Source organism: Labrys sp. E2SS-1L (assembly GCF_057073705.1).
In genome coordinates this window covers 1092889-1116019 of sequence record NZ_CP172712.1, presented here as the reverse complement: position 1 = coordinate 1116019, position 23131 = coordinate 1092889, and the positions used below count along the sequence as shown (strand labels likewise).

Annotated in this window: 22 protein-coding genes and 1 tRNA gene; 11 read left to right on the top strand and 12 right to left on the bottom strand. The window is 64.0% G+C overall.

What is annotated here, in order from left to right; translation table 11 throughout:
- Positions 1-444: 444 nt before the first annotated feature.
- On the bottom strand, positions 445-1617 hold the full coding sequence (locus tag ACIGJE_RS05115; RefSeq protein ID WP_367623722.1) for a polysaccharide biosynthesis/export family protein: 1173 nt from the start codon (positions 1615-1617) through the stop codon (positions 445-447).
- A gap of 354 nt (positions 1618-1971) precedes the next feature.
- Here ACIGJE_RS05115 and ACIGJE_RS05110 point away from each other — a divergent pair, with 354 nt between their 5' ends.
- The 4 genes from ACIGJE_RS05110 (at position 1972) to ACIGJE_RS05095 (ending at position 6786) form a co-directional block, all read left to right on the top strand.
- A complete protein-coding gene (locus ACIGJE_RS05110; RefSeq protein WP_311934760.1) occupies positions 1972-2481 on the top strand; it encodes a hypothetical protein in 510 nt (169 codons plus the stop codon).
- A complete protein-coding gene (locus ACIGJE_RS05105; RefSeq protein WP_311934761.1) occupies positions 2481-4520 on the top strand; it encodes a capsular polysaccharide biosynthesis protein in 2040 nt (679 codons plus the stop codon). The genes ACIGJE_RS05110 and ACIGJE_RS05105 overlap by 1 nt, the downstream gene beginning before the upstream one ends.
- Positions 4504-5835 (top strand): glycosyltransferase family 4 protein, encoded by a 1332-nt coding sequence (locus tag ACIGJE_RS05100; RefSeq protein ID WP_415082896.1) that lies wholly within the window; start codon positions 4504-4506, stop codon positions 5833-5835. Before ACIGJE_RS05105 ends, ACIGJE_RS05100 begins: the two co-directional genes overlap by 17 nt.
- Before the next feature lie 261 nt (positions 5836-6096).
- A complete protein-coding gene (locus ACIGJE_RS05095; protein WP_068292809.1) occupies positions 6097-6786 on the top strand; it encodes an outer membrane protein in 690 nt (229 codons plus the stop codon).
- A 273-nt stretch (positions 6787-7059) separates the two neighbouring features.
- Here ACIGJE_RS05095 and ACIGJE_RS05090 read toward each other — a convergent pair whose 3' ends face one another.
- Positions 7060-8322, bottom strand: a complete 1263-nt coding sequence (locus tag ACIGJE_RS05090; protein WP_483679445.1) for a capsule biosynthesis protein — start codon at positions 8320-8322, stop codon at positions 7060-7062.
- A 209-nt stretch (positions 8323-8531) separates the two neighbouring features.
- Positions 8532-9440, bottom strand: coding sequence for a LysR family transcriptional regulator (locus tag ACIGJE_RS05085; protein WP_394313373.1), 909 nt, complete (start codon positions 9438-9440; stop codon positions 8532-8534).
- Between the two features lie 99 nt (positions 9441-9539).
- Between ACIGJE_RS05085 and wrbA the strand changes: the two genes are divergently transcribed.
- The 4 genes from wrbA (at position 9540) to ACIGJE_RS05065 (ending at position 13683) form a co-directional block, all read left to right on the top strand.
- Positions 9540-10166, top strand: a complete 627-nt coding sequence (gene wrbA, locus ACIGJE_RS05080) for an NAD(P)H:quinone oxidoreductase (protein ID WP_311934765.1) — start codon at positions 9540-9542, stop codon at positions 10164-10166.
- The gene (locus tag ACIGJE_RS05075) at positions 10166-11380 is read left to right on the top strand and encodes an MFS transporter (RefSeq protein ID WP_483679443.1); all 1215 of its coding nucleotides are present in this window, start codon (positions 10166-10168) and stop codon (positions 11378-11380) included. Before wrbA ends, ACIGJE_RS05075 begins: the two co-directional genes overlap by 1 nt.
- Before the next feature lie 246 nt (positions 11381-11626).
- The gene (locus tag ACIGJE_RS05070) at positions 11627-12301 is read left to right on the top strand and encodes a response regulator transcription factor (protein WP_483679441.1); all 675 of its coding nucleotides are present in this window, start codon (positions 11627-11629) and stop codon (positions 12299-12301) included.
- Positions 12298-13683 (top strand): sensor histidine kinase, encoded by a 1386-nt coding sequence (locus ACIGJE_RS05065; RefSeq protein WP_483679439.1) that lies wholly within the window; start codon positions 12298-12300, stop codon positions 13681-13683. Before ACIGJE_RS05070 ends, ACIGJE_RS05065 begins: the two co-directional genes overlap by 4 nt.
- Before the next feature lie 71 nt (positions 13684-13754).
- On the opposite strand, the gene ACIGJE_RS05060 is transcribed toward ACIGJE_RS05065, so the two are convergent.
- Positions 13755-14078, bottom strand: coding sequence for an ArsR/SmtB family transcription factor (locus tag ACIGJE_RS05060; RefSeq protein WP_311934772.1), 324 nt, complete (start codon positions 14076-14078; stop codon positions 13755-13757).
- 49 nt (positions 14079-14127) lie between these two features.
- On the opposite strand from ACIGJE_RS05060, the gene ACIGJE_RS05055 reads away from it, so the two are divergent.
- From ACIGJE_RS05055 to ACIGJE_RS05045, 3 genes are all read left to right on the top strand, one after another.
- The gene (locus tag ACIGJE_RS05055) at positions 14128-14622 is read left to right on the top strand and encodes an SRPBCC domain-containing protein (protein WP_483679437.1); all 495 of its coding nucleotides are present in this window, start codon (positions 14128-14130) and stop codon (positions 14620-14622) included.
- 20 nt (positions 14623-14642) lie between these two features.
- Positions 14643-15005, top strand: coding sequence for a VOC family protein (locus ACIGJE_RS05050; RefSeq protein ID WP_483679435.1), 363 nt, complete (start codon positions 14643-14645; stop codon positions 15003-15005).
- 348 nt (positions 15006-15353) lie between these two features.
- A complete protein-coding gene (locus tag ACIGJE_RS05045; protein WP_483679433.1) occupies positions 15354-16109 on the top strand; it encodes an SDR family oxidoreductase in 756 nt (251 codons plus the stop codon).
- An 88-nt stretch (positions 16110-16197) separates the two neighbouring features.
- Here ACIGJE_RS05045 and ACIGJE_RS05040 read toward each other — a convergent pair.
- The 8 genes from ACIGJE_RS05040 to ACIGJE_RS05005 form a co-directional block, all read right to left on the bottom strand.
- Positions 16198-16274: transfer RNA gene (locus ACIGJE_RS05040), tRNA-Arg, on the bottom strand.
- Positions 16275-16334: 60 nt separating this feature from the next.
- The gene (locus tag ACIGJE_RS05035; protein ID WP_367623709.1) at positions 16335-17468 is read right to left on the bottom strand and encodes an ABC transporter permease; all 1134 of its coding nucleotides are present in this window, start codon (positions 17466-17468) and stop codon (positions 16335-16337) included.
- A gap of 1 nt (position 17469) precedes the next feature.
- Entirely contained in the window at positions 17470-18543 is a 1074-nt protein-coding gene (locus ACIGJE_RS05030; RefSeq protein ID WP_367623708.1) for a microcin C ABC transporter permease YejB, read from the bottom strand.
- A 243-nt stretch (positions 18544-18786) separates the two neighbouring features.
- Positions 18787-19596 carry an LPS export ABC transporter ATP-binding protein gene (gene lptB, locus ACIGJE_RS05025; RefSeq protein WP_376717713.1) on the bottom strand — a complete coding sequence of 270 codons (810 nt, stop codon included), beginning with the start codon at positions 19594-19596 and terminating at the stop codon, positions 18787-18789.
- Between the two features lie 297 nt (positions 19597-19893).
- A complete protein-coding gene (locus tag ACIGJE_RS05020; protein ID WP_415083022.1) occupies positions 19894-20562 on the bottom strand; it encodes an LptA/OstA family protein in 669 nt (222 codons plus the stop codon).
- A 15-nt stretch (positions 20563-20577) separates the two neighbouring features.
- Positions 20578-21354, bottom strand: coding sequence for an LptA/OstA family protein (locus tag ACIGJE_RS05015; protein ID WP_311939747.1), 777 nt, complete (start codon positions 21352-21354; stop codon positions 20578-20580).
- Positions 21351-22148: an LPS export ABC transporter periplasmic protein LptC gene (lptC, locus tag ACIGJE_RS05010; protein ID WP_415082877.1), complete on the bottom strand. Its 798-nt coding sequence runs from the start codon at positions 22146-22148 to the stop codon at positions 21351-21353. The genes ACIGJE_RS05015 and lptC overlap by 4 nt, the downstream gene beginning before the upstream one ends.
- Positions 22149-22408: 260 nt before the next feature.
- Positions 22409-23023, bottom strand: coding sequence for a ribonuclease D (locus ACIGJE_RS05005; RefSeq protein WP_367623704.1), 615 nt, complete (start codon positions 23021-23023; stop codon positions 22409-22411).
- Positions 23024-23131: the final 108 nt, after the last annotated feature.

The following is a 23131-nucleotide window of genomic DNA, read 5'->3' as shown; positions in this document are numbered from 1 at the left end:
CCAGCCTTGCAACAAATCCAGATAACGTAACGTTATCTCAGCAAGGATTCGTGCGCACAAACATCAACTCCTCCACGACAAGCAAGCGAAATTCCAGAACATCGAGGCAAAGATAAGGCCGCCACCTCTAATAATACCTTCGTATGCGTCGTCCGCTCGTCCGCTCTGAGCAAGGGGCGCAATCTCCGCCTAAAAATAAAATCTTTATTACCAACAAGTTATGCAGCAGCGCATCAGCCCTGCCCATCAGAGCACAGGGCTCTCCTACTCCATCGCGACGATGACTAGTATTATATTACTATAGTTACTCAAGGTAATTTCAAATTTACAACACGGCTGCCGGCACCAGCTCGATCCGGGCAAGCGAGGCCATGTTGCCAAAACAAACGCGCCCCGCCCTTTCGGGCGAGGCGCGTTGAAGAAAAGCCGTTCGAGAGCTTGGGCTCAGCGCCCGATCGTCGAGAGATTGGCACCGGCACTGACGATGCCCACGCCCCCGCCGATCATCTGCAGGAACTTGGCGAGATCGGTCGACGGTGCGTTGGAGATGTAGAGCACGTCCTTGTTGCGCATCAAGAAGCGTTGCGACCACAGGAAGGAACCCGGATTCTTCATGTCGAGGCGATAGACGACGGGCACGCTGCCCGAACGATAGCCACCGGATGTCGCGCCGCCCCTGAGTTCGCGAAAGGCAGCTGCATCCTCGTAGCGAAATACGAAGACGCCGCTCGCATCCGAACGCGAATCGTTCAAGCCGCCCGACTTGCCGATGGCTTCGGCGAGGGTGACCCTGTCGCTCGTAAAATCGATGGTGTCGTTCTTGCCGGTGGCGCCGAGCACCGTGAAGGTACGCGGCTCGCGATAGATGAAGAGCTGATCGTCCGCGCGCAGATAGATGTTCTCGCGCGGATTGGAGACCAGGGAGGTCAGGCTTTCCACGCCCGTGCGCGACCCCCGCGTCAGGCGGACGAAGAGGTCGTGGGCCGCTGCCTGCGGACCACCGGCCAGGGCGATCGCATCGAGCACGCGCGTGCCCTTGACGGCGAGGGGGAAGCGGCCGCCCTGGCCGACTTCGCCGGAGACCGTGACGAGATTGGCGGCATTCTGGGTGAGGGTGACCAGCACCTGCGGCTCGATCGCCTTGGACGACAAGGCGCTGACGATGGCCTGGCCGACCTGGGCCGGCGTACGGCCGGCGGCGACGACGCTGCCGGCATAGGGCACGTTGATGCGCCCGCCGCGATCGATCTGCTGGGGCGGCAGCTGCACGCTCTTGCTGCCGGCGCTGCCGGTAGCGTCGGAGGTGCCGAACAGGCCACCCGAACTCGCCTCGAAGATGGAGACCGACACCATGTCGCCGATGCCCAGCGTCCCGCTCGACGGCGGGCCGCCTGCCGCGAAACTGCCGAGGAAACCGGTCGGGCGATGCCGCGACAGTACGGCAACCGTCCCGGCATTGACGTCGAAGATGGAATAGGGACTGGCGACGCCGCGCGACTGCGCACCGCCATTCTGCTGACGGCTCAGAATGGTTTTGGCCGTGGGGCCAGCATTCGGCAAGCTGGAACAAGCCGCAAGGCTGGCGGTGATCAGGAGAATGATTGGAATACGCAACACTTCGACATCACTCGCTTTTCAACGGCACCCTATCTTTTTTCCCATCACTGACGGACTGGAACAAGCCTTGATGCTTTTTGTGGTAAAGATCTCTGTTCAGAAGGAGGTAACATTTGCCCAAACATCAGGCCCCTTCGAGCTTTTCTCGCCGGCGCCGATGAAATGAACGTCACAACTTCAAACCCGAATCGACTTCCATCCAACCCACCATGGAGACCTCATTCGCTCGGGCGACCTCGCAGTCCCGCTTTCCGTCGCTCCCATATTTTCGCTTCCGTTTCGGTCTCCCGAAAGGTAAGTAGGAGCCATAGGGATTGGCGGAGGGCTCTGGCAGTGCCAACCGAAGGAGGCTGCATGGCAGCCCGCGCCAATTTGCAAACTTTCCGTGATAATGCAACAGAAATTGCGCCGCTCCTGGCAGCCGTCCCGTCACGAAATCTACACATTAGATTCTCTTGTGAGAAACTTTCCTTAATTTGCCACCTGATTTTTTCCACTTTCTTCAAGAGCAAAAAAAGGTATTCTTATAATATACTGACAATCGACAGCGAGGTTTTCGCTCGAACTCCCCAGAGAGACATCTCGACTGAGAACCGTAAAGGCTCAAAGCCTGCTGAAGATACAAAGATTACTCCTTTAGTAGTAGGACGCGCCTCTTTGCCGGCGGCGTTTGCGCGGGCCCGTGCAGTTCCATTCCGCTGGGAACGGCAAGCGGTCACGTCTTTCAGATTCAGGTCATCGATCCTGGCCATGCGCCACCTGATGCAGGCGCCCCTGCAACCATCCCCGAAGCCGCCTTCCGTCATGGGCATCTTGGGCACCCTGCACGCCGTGCCCGCCACTGCCTTTCCAGGGTCATGCTGATGGACCGGTCCTGGTTGCCACGTCCTGGCAGCGTTATCGGCCTGCCGCTGGTCACCCTGCTGCGTTTCCCGGATCTCGGCGAGTTGCTGCCGGAGTATCGGCTGGTGGCCTTGGAGCGGGCGGGACGCAGGGTGGATGCCGTCGCCGGCTGGGGCCGCAAGCTGCCGGCCCGCTGGGCCAGGCATGCGGCTGCCCGGCTGGCTCGCCCCTTTTTCACCCTGGAGGACGGCTTCCTGCGCTCTGTCGGCCTCGGCAAGACCGGGGCGGCGGCCGTTTCGGTGGTGATGGACGACCTCGGCGTCTATTACGACGCCCGCACGCAATCGCGGCTCGAGCACGAACTGGCACTGGGGAATTTTCGCGAGACCCGGCCACGCGCCACCGCCCTGCGCGACGAGATCGTGCATCATCGGCTGACCAAATATAACCATCTGCCCGACAGGCCATTGGGGCTCGGGCCGCGCGGGAACCGCCGCATCCTGCTGGTGGAGCAGGTCGCGGGCGACCTGTCGATCGCCGGCGCCTGCGCCGACGGGACGAGCTTTGCCGCCATGCTGGCCGATGCCCTCGCCTTGCAGGACGCCCAGATCATCATCCGCTCGCATCCGGATGTGATGGCGGGCCGAGCCCGGGGCAGCTTCGCCGGCCTCCCGGCCGCCTCCCATCTGCGCCGGCTCGACGATGCCGTTTCCCCCCACGCCGTGCTCGATGAAGTGGATGAGGTCTGGACCGTGTCGAGCCAGCTCGGCTTCGACGCCCTTCTGCGTGGATTGCCGGTGCGGTGCTATGGCGTGCCCTTCTATGCGGGGTGGGGATTGAGCGAGGACCGGCCGGTGCTGCCCGGCGCACGCGAAGCCCTGGTGCGCCGCCAGGCGCGGGCCGGGAACCCGCTCGACATCGTCGACCTCGTCGACGCCGCCCTGATCCGCTACCCGCTCTACGCCGATCCGATCACCGGCCGCGCCACCGGCCCCGAACAGGCGATCGCAAGGCTGCAGGGCTGGCGTGCCCATGCCGGGCGCTGGCGCGGGGAAACCGAGGCCGTCGCCATCAAGCTGCACAAGCGGCCGATACTCCGGCGCTATTGCGCCGCTCCGGGCGCCACCCTTCGCTTCAACGCCACGGCATCCGGAAAGGCACGTCAGCTCAGCTGGGGCCTGCCACGGTCTTCCGCTAACGGGGCAGCGGCGATCGCGGTCGAGGACGGCTTCCTCAGATCGGTCGGACTCGGCTTTCCCGGCACCGTCCCGATCTCGCTGTGCTTCGATGCGAGCGGTATCTATTATGATGCCACCACCGCCAGCGATCTCGAGACCCTTCTGGAGACCGGCATTTTTCCCGTCGAACTCACCGAGCGCGCCGCGCGGCTGCGGCAGGCGATCCTGCAGGCCGGCCTGACCAAATATAATCTGCGCAGCGATGTGCCCGACGAGGCCCATCGGCAGGCAAGGGGGCGCCGGCGCGTATTGGTGGCCGGGCAGGTGCCCGATGACCAATCCCTCAGGCTCGGCCTGCCCAGCCATGCCAGCAATCTCGAATTTCTCCGGGCCGTACGCCGCGAATGCCCCGACGCCTTCATCATTTTCAAGGAGCATCCCGATCTGGTGGCCGGCAAACGGCCCGGCCTGAGCGACCCGACTGCCGCCGGCGCCCTGGCCGATCATCTGGCGGTGTCGGGGGATGCCGCGGCCTGGATCGACTTTGCCGACGAAGTGCATGTACGCACCTCGCTGGCAGGGTTCGAAGCCTTGCTGCGAAACAAGCCCGTCATCTGCCACGGAGCCCCCTTCTTCGCCGGCTGGGGCCTGACGACCGACCGCGTCGCCATTTCCCGCCGCACGCGCCGCCGCACGCTCGATGAATTGGTGGCTGCCGCCCTCATCCTTTATCCGAGCTATCTGCACCCAGTCCGAGGGCTGCCGATGGAGGCCGAAGATGCGGTGAGCTGGCTGAGCGCGGCGCGCCAGGCTCCCGCCGGCAGAACCAACCCCTTGCGCCGAATCATACGCTGGTGGCCCCGCAATGCAGTTTCTTTTTGACGTATCGCGGCATCTGCGCCGGCTCATCCGCACCACGCCCACCGGCATCGATCGGGTCGATGCCGCCTATATCCGGCTCCTGCCCGACATGGCCGGGGACGTTTCCTTCGTCGCCAAGATGCCGGGCTTCAACGGTTTGCGGCGCGTCGACAAGCTTCTCCCTTCCCCGGAATCTTCGGCCTGGCAGGGATCCGATGTCGAAAAGGATCGCATCTACACCGATCTGACCGATTATCTCGCCACGCCGGTGTGGGCCTCCGAACGCGGCTGCCGGCGCCTGGCCGAAACCAACCGGGCCGAACCTTCCGCCGCCCGGGTGGCGCTCACCGGCATGCGGCAGGTCTTCGGCACCCGCGACCTGCCTCTCAATCTGCGCGGATCGGTGTATCTCAATACCTCTCATTCGGGCCTGGAGAACACCCTCAAGATTCAGGAGATGAAGCGGCGCGGGGCACGCATCGTCGCCATGCTGCACGACCTCATTCCGGTCGACTTTCCGGAATTCTGCCGCGAAGGCGAGGCGGCCAAACATCACCGCCGCATGCTCTCCCTGCTGCAGCATGCCGACCTGATCATCGCCAACTCGGCCTATTCGCGCGACCGCTTCATGGCCTGGCTGGCGACGGCCATTCCGCGCGGCGAGCGCCGGCCTGCCGCGCCGCGCGTGGTGGTGGTGCCGTTGGCCGTCGAAAACGAATTCCTCACGCGCACCGCCCTGCGCCCGCCTTCTTCTCAGATTCCTTATTTCGTCTGCCTCGGCACCATCGAGGCGCGCAAGAATCACGCCTTGCTGCTGCTGCTCTGGCGCCGTCTTGCCGAGAAGCTCGGCGCGGCCTGTCCGCGCCTGGTGCTGGTAGGACGGCGCGGCTGGAAGGTCGACCAGGTCCTGGACCTGTTGACCCACGCCGCCCCGCTGGCCCGCCATGTCGTGGAAGTGGCCGACCTCAGCGACGCCGCCGTCGCCTGCCTGATCGCCGGCGCACACGGCATGGTTCAGCCATCACTGGTGGAGGGTTTCGGACTGCCGATCCTCGAAGCCAATGCCCTCGGCGTGCCGGTGATCGCTTCCGACATTCCCGCGCATCGCGAGGTGGCCGAACTCGCCGGCCATCATGGCATCAGCCTGGTCGATCCCATCGACCTGCCGCAATGGATGGGTGCGGTGACGGCGCTGGCCTCGGACCGCTTCGAGCTCAGCACCCGTGCCGCCCTCCCCACCTGGCGGGATCACGTGCAGCAAGCCCTCGAAGCCGTGCGGGATCACTTCGAGCATGCGGCTCCGAAAAACAACTTTGCCAGCAGGAGTCCCGCCTGAGGCGAGCTACCGCATGATACCACATGACCTAACGACATTTTCCCATTCGAGACACAATTTTCTACTATATAGAACCGGCCTTCGATAAAACTCCTTTGTGATTATAGGCAAATCATCTTACCTTGCAAAAATCAGAGCGGCCCTGCACCTTAGGGCACCCATCGAAGTAAGGACGTTATTTCCCCGCTACCTGTTGCATCAAAGCTACAGACTCGCGTTTCGAAAGCTGGCATGGTGGTTTCACCTTTAGGAGTAACGCATATGAGAATCTCTGCAGCAGCAATTGCTCTCCTGCTCTCGTCGACGGCAGCTTTCTCCGCCGACCTTGCGCCTGCACCCGTTGAGCCTGTGGCACCGGTTGTCCTGCCGTTCTCCTGGACGGGCTTCTATGCTGGTGCGAACGTCGGCTATGCTTTTGGCGGCCGCGACACGGTCGGCATCCACGATCCGGATTTCCTCGGCGACATCGGCAAGCTGACGGGCAAGGGTTTCCTTGGCGGCTTGCAGGCCGGCTATAACTACCAGTTCGACAACATCGTGGTCGGTATCGAAACCGACTTCCAGGGTGCCCAGATCAAGGACACCGTGCATGGTGTGGTCGCCGGCGCTCCCGGTCGTGCCCGCTCGGACATCAAGTGGTACGGCACGCTGCGTCCGCGCATCGGCTATGCCTATGACCGCTTCCTGATCTACGCCACCGGCGGTCTGGCCTATGGCAACATCGACTACAAGCTCAGCTATGACGGCGCTTCGTTCAGCGACAGCAACACCAAGGTGGGCTGGACGGCCGGTGCCGGTCTCGAATATGCCTTTACCGACAATCTCTCGGGCCGCATCGAATATCAGTATGTGAACTTCGGCAGCTACACGGTGCGCGGCAGCGGCACCCTTCACTCCAAGGCCTCGCCGGACTTCCATGCCGTGCGTCTGGGTGTGAACTACAAGTTCTGATCCGACGCTGCTGCATCAGATCTCATTGCATCAACGGGGGCAGGTTTGCCCCCGTTTTTGTTTGCCGGATCTGCAACGGCCGATGATGCAGACGGGTGGGTCCGGCCCCGCATCGTCCGATAGCGCCAGCCCTCTCTCTTGTAAGCCGGCTCAATTCAGCGCAGCCGGCCATGCGTTGCCGCGACGGGATCGCCTGTCTGGCCGCGGCCCCTTACCACCGATTTCGGGACGCCTCTCAGGGCTGGTCGTCTCTCAGACGACCAAAGAAGGATTTCAAGCCGACTTCGGTGCGCGCACAGGCGCCTTCTTCGGCAATTCCACCACATTGTCGTCGATGCGGCCGATCAGGTTGCGGATGGTCAGGTCAAAGTAACGGCTCAGATAATAGGAGCCGTTGATCTGCGTCTCCGCCACCATGTGACTGACGAAGGCGTCCCTCGCGGCCGCGTTGGGCAGGAAGGGCGCGCTCCAGAACTGTTTCAGCCTGTCTTCGCCACCATGGGCGACAAGGCCGTCAATGGCATAATGTGCATTCCCCAGCACGAAGACCGGGCAATTGCGCTGCAACGCCAGAATTCCCGTGGTGCTGTTGACCGTGATCATGCCACGGGCATGCCGGATCAACAGCCCGGTCGGCCCGTCGTCGATCAAGGAGACTCGATCGGCCACACCCGCCAGCTTGGCGAGCTGCGCCACGAAGCGGTGATAGGGCCGATGCCCGCGGTCGAGCGGATGGGCCTTGAAGGCAAGGCGGGTGCCGGGCGGGGCGTGCTTGGCAAAGGAGCGGATCGTGGCCTCGATCATGCGCTCCATGGTCCAGCCTGCGCCGTGGACCCTCAATTGCAGGTCATCATGCACCTGCAGGGCGGCGACGAAATATTTGCGGTCGAAATTGTCGACGAGGTCGATGATCTTCTTCGCATTGGTCCAGCGATCGGTGTATTTGCGCATGGCGTTGCGGCTCCAGAGCATCGCCTCTCCCAACAAGGAGCGCTCGCGATGATGGGAATATTGCCGAAACACCACGCTGCCGGCCGACATCGCCAGGTAATATTTGAAAGCCCACCAGGCCATGGGCTTGAAGCTGGCGGCGGGGATCGTCACCGGCGCCTCGACAGGGGTCGCCTTGTTGCGATCATAGGCCGACAGGACCCGCGGCAGCAGGGACGCCGCATTGTTGCCCTCGCGTTCGGCGGTCACGTAATCGGGTCGTAGATACCCTTCCTCCAGGCACCACACATCGATGCCGAGCTCCCGGCACAGCGCCACCGCCACCTGGTGATAGGGACGCTGATCGCCGAACAGGATCACCTTGTCCGGCTTCTGACCAAGCAGGAACTGCGAGAACCAGCCCCGCCAGGCCGACAGGCTGTCGGAAAACATGACAAACGGAATCCGCCTCGAATAGATGCGGTCGCCGAGATTGAAATTGATCTTGAGGACTCTGTCGCCACGCGCCAGGAGCGATTGCGCAAGCTCGGAAAAAAAGGGGCCGACCGGTCCCTGGAGCAGCACAATGAACTTGGGACGCGGCATAGGCAATCCGACAATTGATTCAAACTGAAACAGCTTACACATACTGATAGTTCTTGTCGCAAATATGTACATACCGCTGATTTGACAGGCTACCGTTTCGGCAGGCATTGCGGCATCGAATCCGGTTTCGGAATCGGGTCCAACCCCGCGGGCCGTTGCTGCTGCATCGTTTTTGCCGAAAGCCGGCATCCACTTTTCGGCATGATGCCCTACGCTGCGGCAATGTCCTCGATCGCACGGCCGAAAGCGCGGGCGGCCGGCCCGAGCGGTTCATCGAGACGATGGGCGAGATAGGCCTGCGTACCGGCCCTGGCATGACGACCCAGATCCTTGGTGTGCAGCCGGACAAGGCGGCCTTCCCGCAGATCCCGTTCCACCTGCCAGGCGGGGAGGCGTCCCCACCCCAACCCCGCCAGGATCATGGCGTGCTTGGTATCCTGGCTGCCAACGCGGCAGGTCTGCGGCGACAACACGCCGAAATCCCGCCCCTGTGACAAGGTGGTCGGATCCACCTGGACGATCTGCAGATGATCCGCAAGTTCGGCGACTTCGATCGCCTGGTCGTCGATCCGAGTAGCCAGCGGGTGGCCTGCCGCGGCAACCGCCACGATTTCGATCGAGGAGAGGCCCTGCAGCACCACGCGCGGATCACGAAAATTCTCGCCGGTGATCACCGCCAGCGTGCTGCGCCCTGCCAGCAGGGCCGTGAGCGGGCCACCCAGGGGTTCGAAGGCCAGGCGGATCGCGACAGAAGGATAGTCCTGCCGCATCGTCCTGAGCGCCTCGCCGACCCAGGCGACCGGAAACAGCGTGTCCACCACCAGCGAAAGTTCGAGTTCCACCCCCTCCCCCAATCCTCGGGCACGGGCGCGCATGGCGTCGACGCGCAGGAGGATGTCACGGGCATTGGCGAGCAGGGCCTTGCCCTCACCGGTCAGCACCGGGCGATGACCGGTGCGGTCGAACAAGGCCAGCCCGAGTTCCGCCTCCAGATTGGCGATGGCATGGCTTACCGCCGATTGCACGCGTGAGAGCCTGGCGGCCCCCGACCGGAAGCTGCCGCTGTCGACCACCGTCACGAAGGTGCGCAGTTGATCCAAGGTAAGGGCATCGATCATGATCAATTCTTTCGATCGGTTTGATGCCAATTATATCACTCCGATCGATAAGCCCGAAATGCGATGCTCCCGTCATCCAGGAATGACGAGGAGCTGACAATGACATCCGTGCTGGTGCTGTACTATTCCTCCTACGGCCATATCGAGATCATGGCGGGTGCGGTAGCCGAAGGCGTGCGTGAAACCGGCGCACGCGCCGTGGTGAAACGGGTACCGGAAATCGTGCCGGATGCCGTCGCCATCCGTGCCGGCTACAAGCTGGATCAGCGGGCGGCGATTGCCGATGTCGCCGAACTGGCCGACCATGATGCCATCATCTTCGGCACGCCGACACGCTTCGGCACGATGGCCGCGCAGATGAAGAACTTTCTCGATCAGGCCGGCGGGCTGTGGGCACGCAATGCCCTGGTCGGGCGCGTCGGCAGCGTCTTTACTTCCACCGGCAGCCAGCATGGCGGGCAGGAGGCCACGATCCTGTCCACCCATATCGCGCTGCTGCATCTGGGCATGGTCGTCGCCGGCCTGCCCTATACCTTCGGGGGCCAGTCGCGCATGGACGAGATCACCGGCGGTTCGCCCTACGGCGCTTCGACATTGGCCGATGACGGCCGCGGCGGCAATCGCGAGCCCAGCACCAACGAACTGGACGGTGCGCGCTTCCAGGGACGTCACGTCGCCCATCTCGCCCGGGCCCTCGCCGCCGCGCGGCTCCAGGATGCCGCCTGATGGCTCCCCCTCTCCTCCTGCCCCGCAGCACCGCGGCCTGGCCGGCAGTAGCCGTGGTGGTCGCCTCCGGCATTGCAGCCTCGCTGCAGGTCGGCAAGACGCTGATCGCCGCTCCCATGCTGCAGGCCGATCTCGGCCTCGGCCTTGGCGCCATCGGCTGGCTGGCCGGCATCTTCGCCGTGCTCGGCCTGGCCGGCGGTATCCCGGCAGGAGCGGCCATCTCCGGCTTCGGCGATCGCCGCATGCTGGTGCTGGGCCTGGGCGCCATCGCGGCCGGCAGCGGACTTGGTGCCCTTACCTCCCACTATGGCGTGCTGGTCACCTCGCGCATCGTCGAAGGCCTCGGCTTCCTGCTGGTCACGGTGGCGGGTCCCGCCATCCTGAACCGGATCAGCCCCGCCGGGCAGCGCGATCTCGCCTTTGCCCTGTGGAGTTGCTTCATGCCGGCCGGAATAGCGCTGGCCATGCTCGCCGGCCCGTTCTTCGGCAATTGGCGCGCCATCTGGTGGTCCGGCGCGATGATCACAAGCCTTGCCATCCTGGCCGCGCTGGTCACGGTGCCGGGCAGCCCCCGCCGGAGCCCGACGCCGCCGCAGCGCCTTGCCCGAAATGTCCTTGCCGTGCTGACGGCCGGTGGCCCCTCGCTGCTCGCCCTATGCTTTGCTCTCTACAGCCTGATGTTCTTCGCCCTGTTCAGTTTCCTGCCGGTGCTGCTGATGCAGCGCATGGGCTTGGGCTATGGCACCGCCGGCATGGTCAGTGCCCTCGCCAGTGCCTCGAACATTATCGGCAATCTTGCGGCCGGCTTCCTGCTGTCGCGCGGGGCCCGCCGCGCCGTGCTGATCGCAAGCGCCAGCCTGGTGATGGGAATCGCCGCGCCTTGCGTGTTCCTGCAGATCTTCCCGAATGGCCCGCTGCTGCTGTTATGCATCATGTTTTCGGCCGTCGGCGGCCTCATCCCGGCGACACTCCTGTCCTCCGCCCCCGTCCTGGCGCCCGCCGCTGCGCTGGCTCCAATGGTGGTCGGCCTCACCATGCAGGGCAGCAGCCTCGGTCAGGTCGCCGGGCCGGTTGCGGTGGGCGCGCTCATCGACACCTATGGCTGGGGATCGGCAAGCCTGCTCGTCGCCGCCGCCGCCGCGGCTGCCATCGCCCTCGCGCTGGCCCTCGGCCGCATCGACCGGCCGGCTGCACCTTCCCCGTCAGGCCCGTGAGGAAGGACCGGCCCCGCGATTGCACGGGAAGGCCGCGGATCGCCTTCTCGCGCCACCGAGGCAGGCGACAACACAAATCGCCAGCCCCCTGCGGCTCGGGCGCATTCGTCAACATGCGTCGGCCGTGGTGGTGATCGCCCCTTTCAACCGCTGCCCGGCAGGAGCGTGCGCAAGGTTCGCGCAATGCAGGACGGGTAACGCTATGTTGGCAAGGCGCGAGGCAAGGGGACATGGGAGAGACGGGCAATGCGGATCCTGCTGGTGGAAGACGAGCCTGAGATGGTCTCGGCCTTGCGCTCCGCCCTGGTCCGACACGACATGATCGTCGACCATGTCTCGAGCATCGCCGCCGCCGAGGAAGTCCTCTGCGATCGGGTGCACGACGCCCTGCTTCTCGACAGGCAGTTGCCCGACGGTGACGGACTGTCGCTGATCCCGACCCTGCGTGCCAGCGGTAATGCCGTGCCCGTGCTGGTGCTGACCGCCCGCGGCGAGTTGACCGATCGTGTCAGCGGTCTGGAACATGGCGCCGACGATTATCTCGGCAAGCCCTTCGCCTTCGAGGAATTGCTGGCGCGGCTGCGCGCTTTGCTGCGCCGGCCCGCCAATCTGCAATCGCATATGGTGCGGGTCGGGCGGCTCTGCTTCGACTTCACCCACCAGGAGGCCAGCGTGGCGGGCACCCCGCTGGACATGCCGCGGCGGGAATTGCTGGTACTGGCCGCTTTGGTGCGGCGCATGGGGCGCATGGTGCTGCGCCCTTTCCTGATGGAAGCCGTGTTCGGCCTGGATGACGAGATCCAGTCCAACGCGCTCGACACCCATATTTCGCGGCTGCGACGCAAGCTTGCCGATGCCGATGCCGGGGTTGTCATCAACGGCATTCGCGGGGTGGGCTATCTCCTGCGCGAAACGTCATGACGGTCGCCTCGTCGCCTTCTCTGCGCTGGCGCCTGGTCAAGCGGCTGGTCGCCTTCCAGACTGTCATGCTCGCGCTGATCGTGGTGATCGTGGTCGTCGCCGTCTGGGGCACGGCGCGGTTCGCCGATGCCTATGAAGACAGCGCCCTCGACGTGCTCCGCGACGCCCTGGTGCGCAACACCGACGGCCTCGTCGTCCTGGGGGAGACCAGCGATCTCCGGCGGCTGCGCCAGGAAGCGCCCGATCTGTGGTTCATCATCCGCGACAAGCAAGGCCGGGATCTGAGGGAAGGCCGCGTTCCCGCCGACTATGCCCCGTTCGCAGCGGGCATGAATCACATCCAGCTGATCCGGCTCGGAGAAGACCGGGCCGGCATCGACAAGCCCGCTGCCGTGCTCAAATGGGTGGACAGCGCCGCCGGGCGCGTACAGATCCTCACCGGCACCCAGGGCCATATGTCCTGGCAGCATTTGTTCTGGGGTGTCTCCCTGAGTTCGGCCACCGTGATCGGTCCACTCTTCGTCCTGATGGCGCTGGTCACCCTTATGGTCACGCCGATCGTGGTGCGCCGAGCCCTTTCCGGGCTCGGTGCCGCCGCGACGCAGGCCGGGCGCATCGACATCGGCCAGCGCGGCGTTCGCCTGCCCCAGGCCGGTGTGCCGGCAGAGATCATGCCGCTGGTGAAGGCCGTCAACGACGCGCTGGCCCGTCTCGACAAGGGCTATGAGCGGCATCAGCGCTTCCTGGCCGACGCCGCGCATGAATTGCGCACGCCGATCGCCATCCTCACCACCCGCATCGCCTCGCTGCCGCCAGGGCCGGAGAAGACGCGACTGCTGGAGGACGCTTCGCGCCTGGCGGTGTTGACCGGGCAATTGCTCGATTTCCAGCGCCTGGACCAGCAGGAGAGGCCGACGGCGACGGTCGATCTCGCCGCGCTCGCCCAAAGGGTGATCGTCGATCTCGCACCACTGGCCTTCGCCGCCGGCTACGAGATCGACTTCAAGGCCGATGACGGGCCGATCCTGGTGACAGGCGACCAGACCTCGCTCGAGCGGGCGCTGACCAATCTCATCCAGAACGCCATCGATCATGGCGGGCGCCGCGGCACCATCGGCATACGCGTCGACCGCAGCGGCCGCATCGAGATCTGCGACGAGGGCGACGGCATTCCCGAAAGCGAGACCGAGCGGATCTTCGAGCCATTCCACCGCCTGCGCCAGGACGGCCGCGGCGCCGGACTCGGTCTCAACCTCGTGCGCGAGATCGTGCGCCTGCATGGCGGCCATATCGCCGCATCCAACGGCCCCAAGGGCGGCGCCTGCCTGGAAATCGACCTGCCTTTGGCGGCGCGACAGGCTGAAGGAAAGATGCTGTCTTGAGCAATGGCCCGTTCATCGGGCTGTACTCGTCTTGAGGACGGTATTTCAGGACAGGACAGGCACTTTTACGGTCATCCTTCCAGATCGGCCTTGAGCTTGTCGAGAAGGGTGAGGGCGTGGGCGGCGTAGCCGCTGATCCAGCGGTCGTGGATGCGCTTGATCGGCAGGGCGTTGAGATGGTTCCAGCGCTCACGCCCTTCCCGCCTGACGATGACGAGATCGGCCTCCTCCAGCACCTTGAGATGCTGCATCACCGTGCAGCGATCCATGTCCGCGAAGGCTTCGCAGAGCATGCCGGTGGTGCGCGCCTCCTCCTTGAGGTGGTCGAGCATGGCCCGTCGGCGCGGATGGGCCAATGCCTTGAAAACCAGATCTTCTTCGTGCTCGCTTGACATGTTATAAATTTATAACATATTGTTGCCTCCTGCAACAGGGAGAAGCCCGATGAAGCCGAAATTCAGGGTTTCCGCACGGATCGCAAAGCCGGTTCGCGAGGTGTTCGAGGCCGTGGTCAACCCCGGCAAGCTCAGCGCCTATTTCACCACGGTCGGCGGTGCCAGCGCCCCATTGGCGGCCGGAGCGACCGTGGTGTGGTGGGGCAAGGTCCCCGTCGAAGTGGACGAGGTGACGGCCGACAGCCACATCGTGCTGCGCTGGGATGGGCCGAAACCCGCCGATGGCGCCGCGCGCTACAAAACCCGCATCGAGATGAATTTCGAGGCGCTGGGAGACGACGCGACGCTGGTTACCATCGCCGAGACCGGCTGGAGCGAGGACGCGCAGGGGCAGCACGCCTCCTACCTCAATTGCGAGGGCTGGTCGCAGATGCTCTGCTGCCTCAAGGCCTATCTCGAATACGGCATCAATCTGCGCGAGGGCTATTATCGAAGCGAACTGGCTGGCGTGCCGGCAAGCGAACCCTCCAGTGACACCCCATGACGGGACAAGGGAAACCAACCATGGCTGCGACCATCTATGGCGGCATCGATATCGCCATGAAGATCCCTCCGCATCAATATCAGGCCACGGTAGCGTTCTATCGCGATGTGGTCGGCCTGATGCCGATCACCGACAAGGCGCCTGCCATCGGCTTCGAGCTCGGCCCCAACAAATTGTGGCTCGACGAGGCGCCGATGCTGAGCCAGGCCGAAGTCTGGCTGGAGCTGTTCACCGACGATTTCAACAAGGCATCCGGCCATCTGTCGGGTGCCGGCGTGGTCCGTTGCGACGCAATCGAGCCGCTGCCGGACGGATTCAAGGGCGGCTGGGTCACCAATCCCGCCAATATCGTCCACATGCTGCGCGAGCCGGACGCCTGGTGAGCCGAGGGCGGTCAGCCTCGCTCTCGGGCTGAAGCGACTTGACCGTGGTGACGCGCCCTATTACGAAAATGCTTGCAGCGGCCATCCATGCTGCTGCCGTAGGCGTTACCGTCATCCAACGCGTCCTTTGTCGAGGGGTTCCCAGCAGGGAGATCTCGATTCAACAGGGCGCTACGGTCATGCCATCCCACTTCTGCTCAGCCTTCCCGTCATCCCCTGGGGCTTCCATTCCGGTGCGGCTTGCCGCTGCCATGATGGTCGATGCTCACCTGGGATTGCAGGCGGCCCGCTGCCTCACGCGCAGCGGCGGCGTTTCCGTGCCCCCAGCTCAACGGAGACGCAATACCCATGAAGATGACCGGCAACACCATCCTCGTCACCGGCGGCACCAGCGGCATCGGCCGCGTGCTCGCCGAAGCCTTCCACCAGCACGGCAACCGCGTCATCGTGACGGGACGACGGCAAGGCCTGCTTGATCGGATCACGGCAAACCGGCCCGGCCTGGTCGGGCTGCCGCTCGACCTCGCCGATCCCGGCTCCCTGTCGCGCCTCGCCAACGAGATACGCAGGCATTTTCCCGACCTCAACATGCTCATCGCCAATGCCGGCATCTCGCGCGCCGAGGACCTGACGGCGGACGGCTGGGATGTCGGCGATGCCGAGGCGATCGTGGAGACCAACATCCTGGGCGTATTGCGCGTGACCGCAGCACTCCTCCCGATTCTGAAGGCTCAAGCGGATGCGACGATCATCGCCACGAGCTCCAACCTCGCCTTCGTGCCCCGTGCCGACTTCCCGACCTATTGCGCCAGCAAGGCGTTCCTGCATTCCTGGCTCCAGTCCCTGCGCCACCAGCTTCGCAAGGTGCCCGTCGAGGTGCTCGAGCTGGCACCCCCTTATGTGCAGACCGAGCTCACCGGCAGCCAGCAGGCCTCCGATCCGCGCGCGATGCCCGTCGACGCCTATGTCGCCGAGGTGATGCAGTTGCTCGACCAAGGCGACCATCCGCAAGGCGAGGTACTGCTCGAACGTGACCGCGCTCGCCGCTGGGCCGAGCGGGACGGCCGCTACGAGGCCGTCTTCGCCGCCATGAATCCAGACTGAACCGCCGGTTCGCCGCATCTCCTGCGACCGACAAGCCTCGCCGCCCGGGCACATCTCGAGCGGCTTCAAATCATTTCAAAGGGGAAAATGGCGCACCCAGCACGATTCGAACGTGCGACCTTTGCCTTCGGAGGGCAACGCTCTATCCAGCTGAGCTATGGGTGCGTCGTTCGTCCTTCTAAACGATCGTTTCGCGTCCTGCAATCGCCCGATGCGATTTTAAGCTCAGCCGAATGTCTTGCGCGGATCGAGCGCATCGCGCACCGCTTCGCCCACCAGAATCAGCAGCGAGAGCAGCAGCGCCGTCACGGTGAAGCCGGAGATGGTGAGCCAATAGGCATTGGGCCGCGCCTGGGCCTGCTTGAGCAATTCGCCGAGCGAGGCCGTGCCGGGCGGCAGGCCGAGGCCGAGATAATCCAGCGCCGTCAGCGTCGAGATGGCGCCGGAGAGAATGAAGGGCAGCATGGTCAGCGTCGCCACCGTCGCGTTCGGCAGGAGGTGCTTGATCATGATGGTGGTGTCGGACAGGCCGAGCGCCTTGGCCGCCCGGACATATTCGAGATTGCGGGCGCGCAGGAACTCGGCACGGACCACCGCCACCAGCGCCATCCAGGAAAACAGCAGGAGGATGCCGAGCAGCACCCAGAAGCCCGGCGCCAGCACCGCCGAGATGATGATGAGCAGATAGAGCGAGGGAATGCTGGTCCAGATCTCGATGGCGCGCTGGAAGATCAGGTCGACCCAGCCGCCGAAATAGCCCTGCACCGCGCCGGCCGTCACGCCGATGAGCGAGGAAAAGAAGGTGAGGATCAAGCCGAAGAGCAGGGAGATCCGGGTGCCGTAGATGATGCGGGCCAGCACATCGCGGCCGGTATCGTCGGTACCGAGCCAGTTCCATTCGATGTCGCGGCACCCCGTCCCGCCCACGGTCTGGGCGGCGTCGCGGCACTGCTCGTCGCGCAGGGCCCAGGTGGGCGGCGAGGGCACGCCGCCGGCCGGCGGGTTCTTGTTGATGGTCTGCGGGCCATAGCGAATCGGTGCCCAGAGCACGAAGGCTCCGCGATCGGCCAGCAGCTTGACGAGGTAGGGATCGCGGAAATTCGCCGGTCCCGGCAGGTCTCCGCCAAGATCGGTCTCGTCGTAATCGACGAAGACCGGCGCAAAGACCTGGCCCTTGTCGACGATCAGCAGCGGCTTTTCATTGGCGATGAACTCGGCGAACAGCGACAGGATGAAGAGGGTGAGAAAGAGCCAGAACGACCAGTAGCCGCGCCGATTGGCCTTGAAATTGTTGAGGCGCCGCCGGTTGAGAGGCGACAGGGCAAGCCAGCCTCGCCGGGTTTGGGTGGCAGCCTCCATCTCAAACCTCACGCGCTTCGAAGTCGATGCGCGGATCGACGAACATGTAGATCAGGTCGGTGGCCAGATTGATGACCAGGGCCACCAGCGCCAGGATGTAGATGGAAGCCAGCACCACGGGATAGTCGCGGTTGATGACCGATTCATAGTTGAGCCGGCCGAGACCGTTGAGCTCGAAGGTCTGCTCGATCAGCAGCGATCCGGTGAACAGCGCCGCGATGAAGGCGGCGGGAAAGCTCGCGATCACGATCAGCATGGCGTTGCGAAAAACATGACCATAGAGCACCCGGCGCGGCGACAATCCCTTCATGCGCGCCGTCAGCACATATTGCTTGCGGATCTCGTCGAGGAAGGCGTTCTTGGTCATCATGGTCAGCGTGGCGAAGGCCGAGACCCCCATGGCGATCAGCGGCAGCGTCATGTGCCAGGCATAGTCGGCGATCTTGCCCCACAGCGATAATTCGTTCCAATTGTCGGAAACCAGCCGGCCATTGGGAAAGATCTGCCAGAAGGCGCTGCCGGCAAACAGCGTGATCAACAGGATGCCGAGAGTGAAGCCGGGAATGGCATAGCCGATGACGATCACCGCGGAGGTCCAGCCGTCGAAGAAGGAACCGTCCTTGACCGCCTTGCGGATGCCCAGCGGTATCGAAATCGCGTAGGAGAGCAGCATCACCCACAGGCCGATGGAGATCGACACCGGCAGTTTCTCGGCGATCAGCGTGGTGACGGGCGTATCGCGGAAATAGCTCTGGCCGAAGCTGAAGGTGGCGTAGTTCTTGATCATCAGCCAGAATTGCTCATAGACCGGCTTGTCGAAGCCATATTGCTTGCGCAGGCTGGCGATGAAGGCCGGATCGAGGCCCTGGGAGCCTCGATATTGCGAGGCGCCGGCATTGAAGCTCGGTGCCGGCCCGCCGAGATCGCCCCCGCCCCCGGCATTGCCCGACAGCATCGACACCATGCGCTCCACCGGACCGCCGGGCACGATCTGGATGATGGCAAAGGAGATCAGCATGATGCCGAACAGGGTCGGCACGATCAGCGCGAGACGGCGCAGGACATAGGCGAGCAAATCGACGTTCCGGGTTGGCCTGTCGAACCTAGAGGAGAATCAGGGCGATGGGAATCCTGGCGGGACGCGGAACCCCCCTCATCCGGCTGCCGCCACCTTCTCCCGCAAGGGGAGAAGGCACCTTGTTCGGATTGCGTATCGCCTTCGCGCTGCCCAACGTCGAACGGCCTTAAACCATTGCTCCCCTTCTCCCCTTGCGGGAGAAGGTGGCGGCAGGGGGATGAGGGGTGATCCGCAGCCTCCTCACATCCTGAATTCGCTGCCGAGATAGAGCCGGCGAGCTTCGGGATTGTCGATGATCTCCTGGGGCGTGCCCTGGGTCAGCACATGGCCGGAATGGATGATGTAGGCCCGGTCGATCAGGGCCAGCGTCTCGCGCACATTGTGATCGGTGATCAGCACGCCGATGCCGCGATTGGTCAGATGGCGCACCAGGGTCTGGATGTCGCCGACTGCGATCGGATCGATGCCGGCGAAAGGCTCGTCGAGCAGCATGAAGGACGGCCGGCCAGCCAAAGCGCGCGCGATTTCGACGCGCCGGCGTTCGCCGCCCGAGAGCGCGATCGAGGCGGTCTTGCGCAGGCGGCCGATCTTGAACTCGTCGAGCAGTTCGTCGAGCTGGCGCTCCCGCTCGGCCTTGTTGGGCTCGACGATCTCGAGCACGGCGCGGATATTCTCCTCGACATTCAGGCCGCGGAAGATCGAGGCTTCCTGCGGCAGATAGCCGATGCCGAGCCGGGCGCGCCGATACATCGGCAGCGCCGTCACGTCATGGCCGTCGAGCTCGATGCGGCCGTGGTCCGGCGGCACCAGGCCGGTGATCATGTAGAAGACCGTGGTCTTGCCGGCGCCGTTCGGACCGAGCAGGCCGACGGCCTCGCCGCGCCGAACCTCCAGGCTGACGTCGCTCACGACCGTGCGCTTGCCATAGGTCTTGGCAATCGACACCACCGAGAGCGTGCCCTCGACACTGACGGCCGGCCCTGCTTCATCGCCATCAGCCGCATATTGCACCATCTCGTTCATGCCTGGCCCGCACTCTTCCTGCGGCATCGGGCCCGATGCCGCGTTATCCTGTTATATCAAGAGGCATTTTCAATGCCCCTGGATTCTATCCGACGACTTTCGCCAAATCTTTGATTTGGCATCGAAAATCGTCGGATGTCCAAGCCGGGAATGCTTTAGCATTTTCGAGGCTTGGTTCCATTAAGCTGCCCATACCGAAAACCGGCCTGCATTGCGCATTCCGGTGTCCAATGACAGCTTTGCCGCACGCCGGTGAATATCTCGTTCATCGGGCAAAAACATGCCGCCTATAGCGTTTTTCTCTGGGGACGGTACGTGCCTGGATCAACACTTCTGGTCGCCCGAGACGAAATGGCCGGTGGTGCCGCCGGTGACGGTGGCTCGGCCGGTCTGGGTGTTGACCACCAGCTTCTTGCCGCGCAGCACGTTGCAGCCCTGGGTCATCACCACTTCCTGGCCCGTCAGCGTGGCGATGTTGGTCTCCATGTCGAGGATGCCGTCGTCGCCGGTCGCCTTCTGGTCCGGGGCGGTGACGACGACATTGCCCTTGGCTACCAGCTTCTTGACCTTGTTGTCAGGCGCAGGCGCCGCATCGGCATCGGCGGCTTCTGCAGTCGAGGATGCGTCGGCCGGCAGGGCAGCCGAGGGGGCCGGCGGCTTGGCCGGGCTGGCACCGGCAGCATCGGCCGGCTGCTTGCCCGGCAGGGACGCGGCCTCGTAGAAGACCGTCAGTTCCTCCGAGGTCAGCGTCGACTCGCCCTGGGTCGCCACCACATTGCCGGTGAAGATCGCCTTCTGCTCGTCCTGATGGGTTTCGAGCTGATCGGCCTTGATGTTCACCGGCTTGTCATTGTCGGAGGAGAAGCCCTGGAAAGGCGTGGAGGGCTTCTTCTCCTGCGCACCGGCCGGCAAGGCCAGTGATGAAACGAGCAGCGCCAGAGGCAGCAACAGCGCCGGAGCGAGGCGGCGAGACGTCGGGCTGGGTCGCATCATCACGGGCCTGCTCCCTCAATTGCTCTTCTTCTGGCTGCCCTGGGTGAAGACGCCCGACACACCACCGGTGCCACCGCCTTCGACCCTGGCGATGCCCGTCTTGAGGTTGACGGTCAGCTTGGTGCCCTTGAGCACGTTCGGACCCTGGATCATCACCACCTCGCCGCCCGTCAGCGTGGCGACATTGGTGGCCATGTCCATCACGCCATTGGCGCCGGTCGCCTTCTGGTCCTTGGAGGTGACCACGACATTGCCGCGGGCGACCAGCTTCTTGATGGAGCTGGCCGGCGTGCCGGAACCGGAGGCCGGCGCCTTGCTGGCGTCGGCCGGTTTCGTCTCGGCAGGCTTCGCTTCGGCAGCCTTGGCATCGCCAGCCGGCTGGCCGTCTGCCGGCTTGGCATCGGCGGCCTTCGGGTCGGTGGGCTTGGCATCCGCGGATTTGGCATCGGCCGGCTTGGCATCGCCCGACTTGGCGTCCTTGGCCTTGCCATCCTTGGCGGCGCCGTCCTTGGCGTTGTTGTCGACATTCTCGTAGAAGACGGTCAACTCATTGGTGCGCAGAACGGATTCACCCTGCGTCGCCACCACATTCCCGGTGAACACCGCCTTTTGCTCGTCCTGATGCACTTCGAGCGAGTCCGACTTGACGTCGACGGGTTTGCCGCTGTCGGAGGAAAAACCCTGGAAGGGGCTGGCCGCCTTCTTCGGGGCGGCGCCGGCATCGGCAGCCGTCAGGGCCAAAGCGAGCGGCAGCACCGCGAGAGGCACCAGGCGGCGGATTTTCATCGTCATTGGGTGGGATTTCCCTGCACTGGGTTGGCTGGATTCGGGGGAGCGGCATTCGGAGCCGCAGCATCGGGAGCCGGCGCATCGTCGGATGGGGTAGCGGGCGTGTCGGCGCTGTCCGTGCCGTCTTCCGCGTCCGGCTTGTAGGGTACCTTGAAGCTGGCGCTGACGCCGTCCTTGAACAGGATTTTCGAACCGCCCTGCACGATGCTCAGGCCATTGCCCGAAATCGTGCCGGAGGAGAGATTGACGGTGACCGGCTCCTTGCTGTTGACCGTGCTGGCCTTGAGGTCGATGCTGGCGCTCTTCAAGGTCGCGTCATAGCCCTTGGTGGACTTGACGCGCACATCGCCCTTGAGATCGAGAAGCTGGCCAACCGTGTCGAAGGTACCGGTTTCGGCGCTCAGCGTGGCATCGCTCTGGTCGGGCGCGGTGATCACGGCCTTCAATCCGGTAAGGCTGACCACGCCGGGCACGTTGACTTTCTGCGTGCCGCCGGTGGCGGTGACGTCATATTTCTGCCCGCGATTGTTGGAACCGGTCAGATGCGGCCTTTCGACGGCCAGAATGCCTTCGCCGGACGGCTTGACCGGATCGGGAACGACGATGGGCAGCGGCGCGAAGGGGTTGAACACCGCCAGAAACACAAAAATACCCGCTCCGGCAACCGCTATTGCGGGCACGGCAAACTTCAGGAAACGCACCAGCCTGCTGTGAGCGCGGGCAGCTTTGAAAGCGCTTTCACGCGAAGGCATGGCGGGTTGGGGGATCTTGACCCGCGCATCCATGATATCGGCCAAACGAATACCTATCCAAACGCTGCTAGCGGCGGGAAACCATCGCCACCGACCATCATATTGCGATGCGAAGTGGAGACGTCAACCCGGCGCCACAGGCGCCGTCCATCCCTGTCTGCAATTCCTCAACTTTGGGTGAAAATCGCAACAGGTGCGCCCTCATAGCAGATTTCGGGCGCAGGGGGAATGTGCCGAAGGGAACGCGTCACGCCGCCGTCACCCGCCAGGCCTCCCGGACGGGTGCGAGGCGTGCGGCGCCGGCTTCAGCTATGGGCGAAGATATCGGTCTCCGGCCAGCCATTGAGGTCGAGCAGAGCCCGCGTCGGCAGGAAGTCGAAACAGGCGCGCGCCACTTCCGAACGTCCTTCCCGCGCCAGGGTGGCGTCGAGCTTGGCCTTGAGTTCGTGCAGATAGAGCACGTCCGAAGCGGCATAGGCGAGCTGGGCGTCGGTGAGTGTGTCGGCGCCCCAATCGGAGGATTGCTGCTGCTTGGAGAGGTCGATGCCCAGCAGTTCGCGCACCAGGTCCTTGAGGCCATGGCGATCGGTGTAGGTGCGCGTGAGCCTCGAGGCGATCTTGGTGCAATAGACCGGCTTCGTCGCCACGCCGAAGGCGTTCTGCAGCGCGGCAATGTCGAAGCGGGCGAAGTGGAAGATCTTGGTGACCGAGGGATTGGCCAGCAATTGCTCGAGATTGGGGGCGCTCTTCTGGCCCTGGGCGATCTGCACCACATCGGCGGTGCCATCCCCCGGCGAGAGCTGCACCACGCACAGACGGTCGCGATGGGGGTTGAGGCCCATGGTCTCGGTATCGATGGCGGCGCTGGTGGTGTAGCGGGACAGGTCGGGCAGATCGCCGCGGTGGTAGCGAATGGTCACGGAAGCTTCCTGAACTCGATATCATTGGGTCAGACGGCAAATAGAACCCTCGCAAGACGATGTGCAAGAGGGAGGAGAGCTTGAAGCCCACATCGGGAGAAGGTTTGC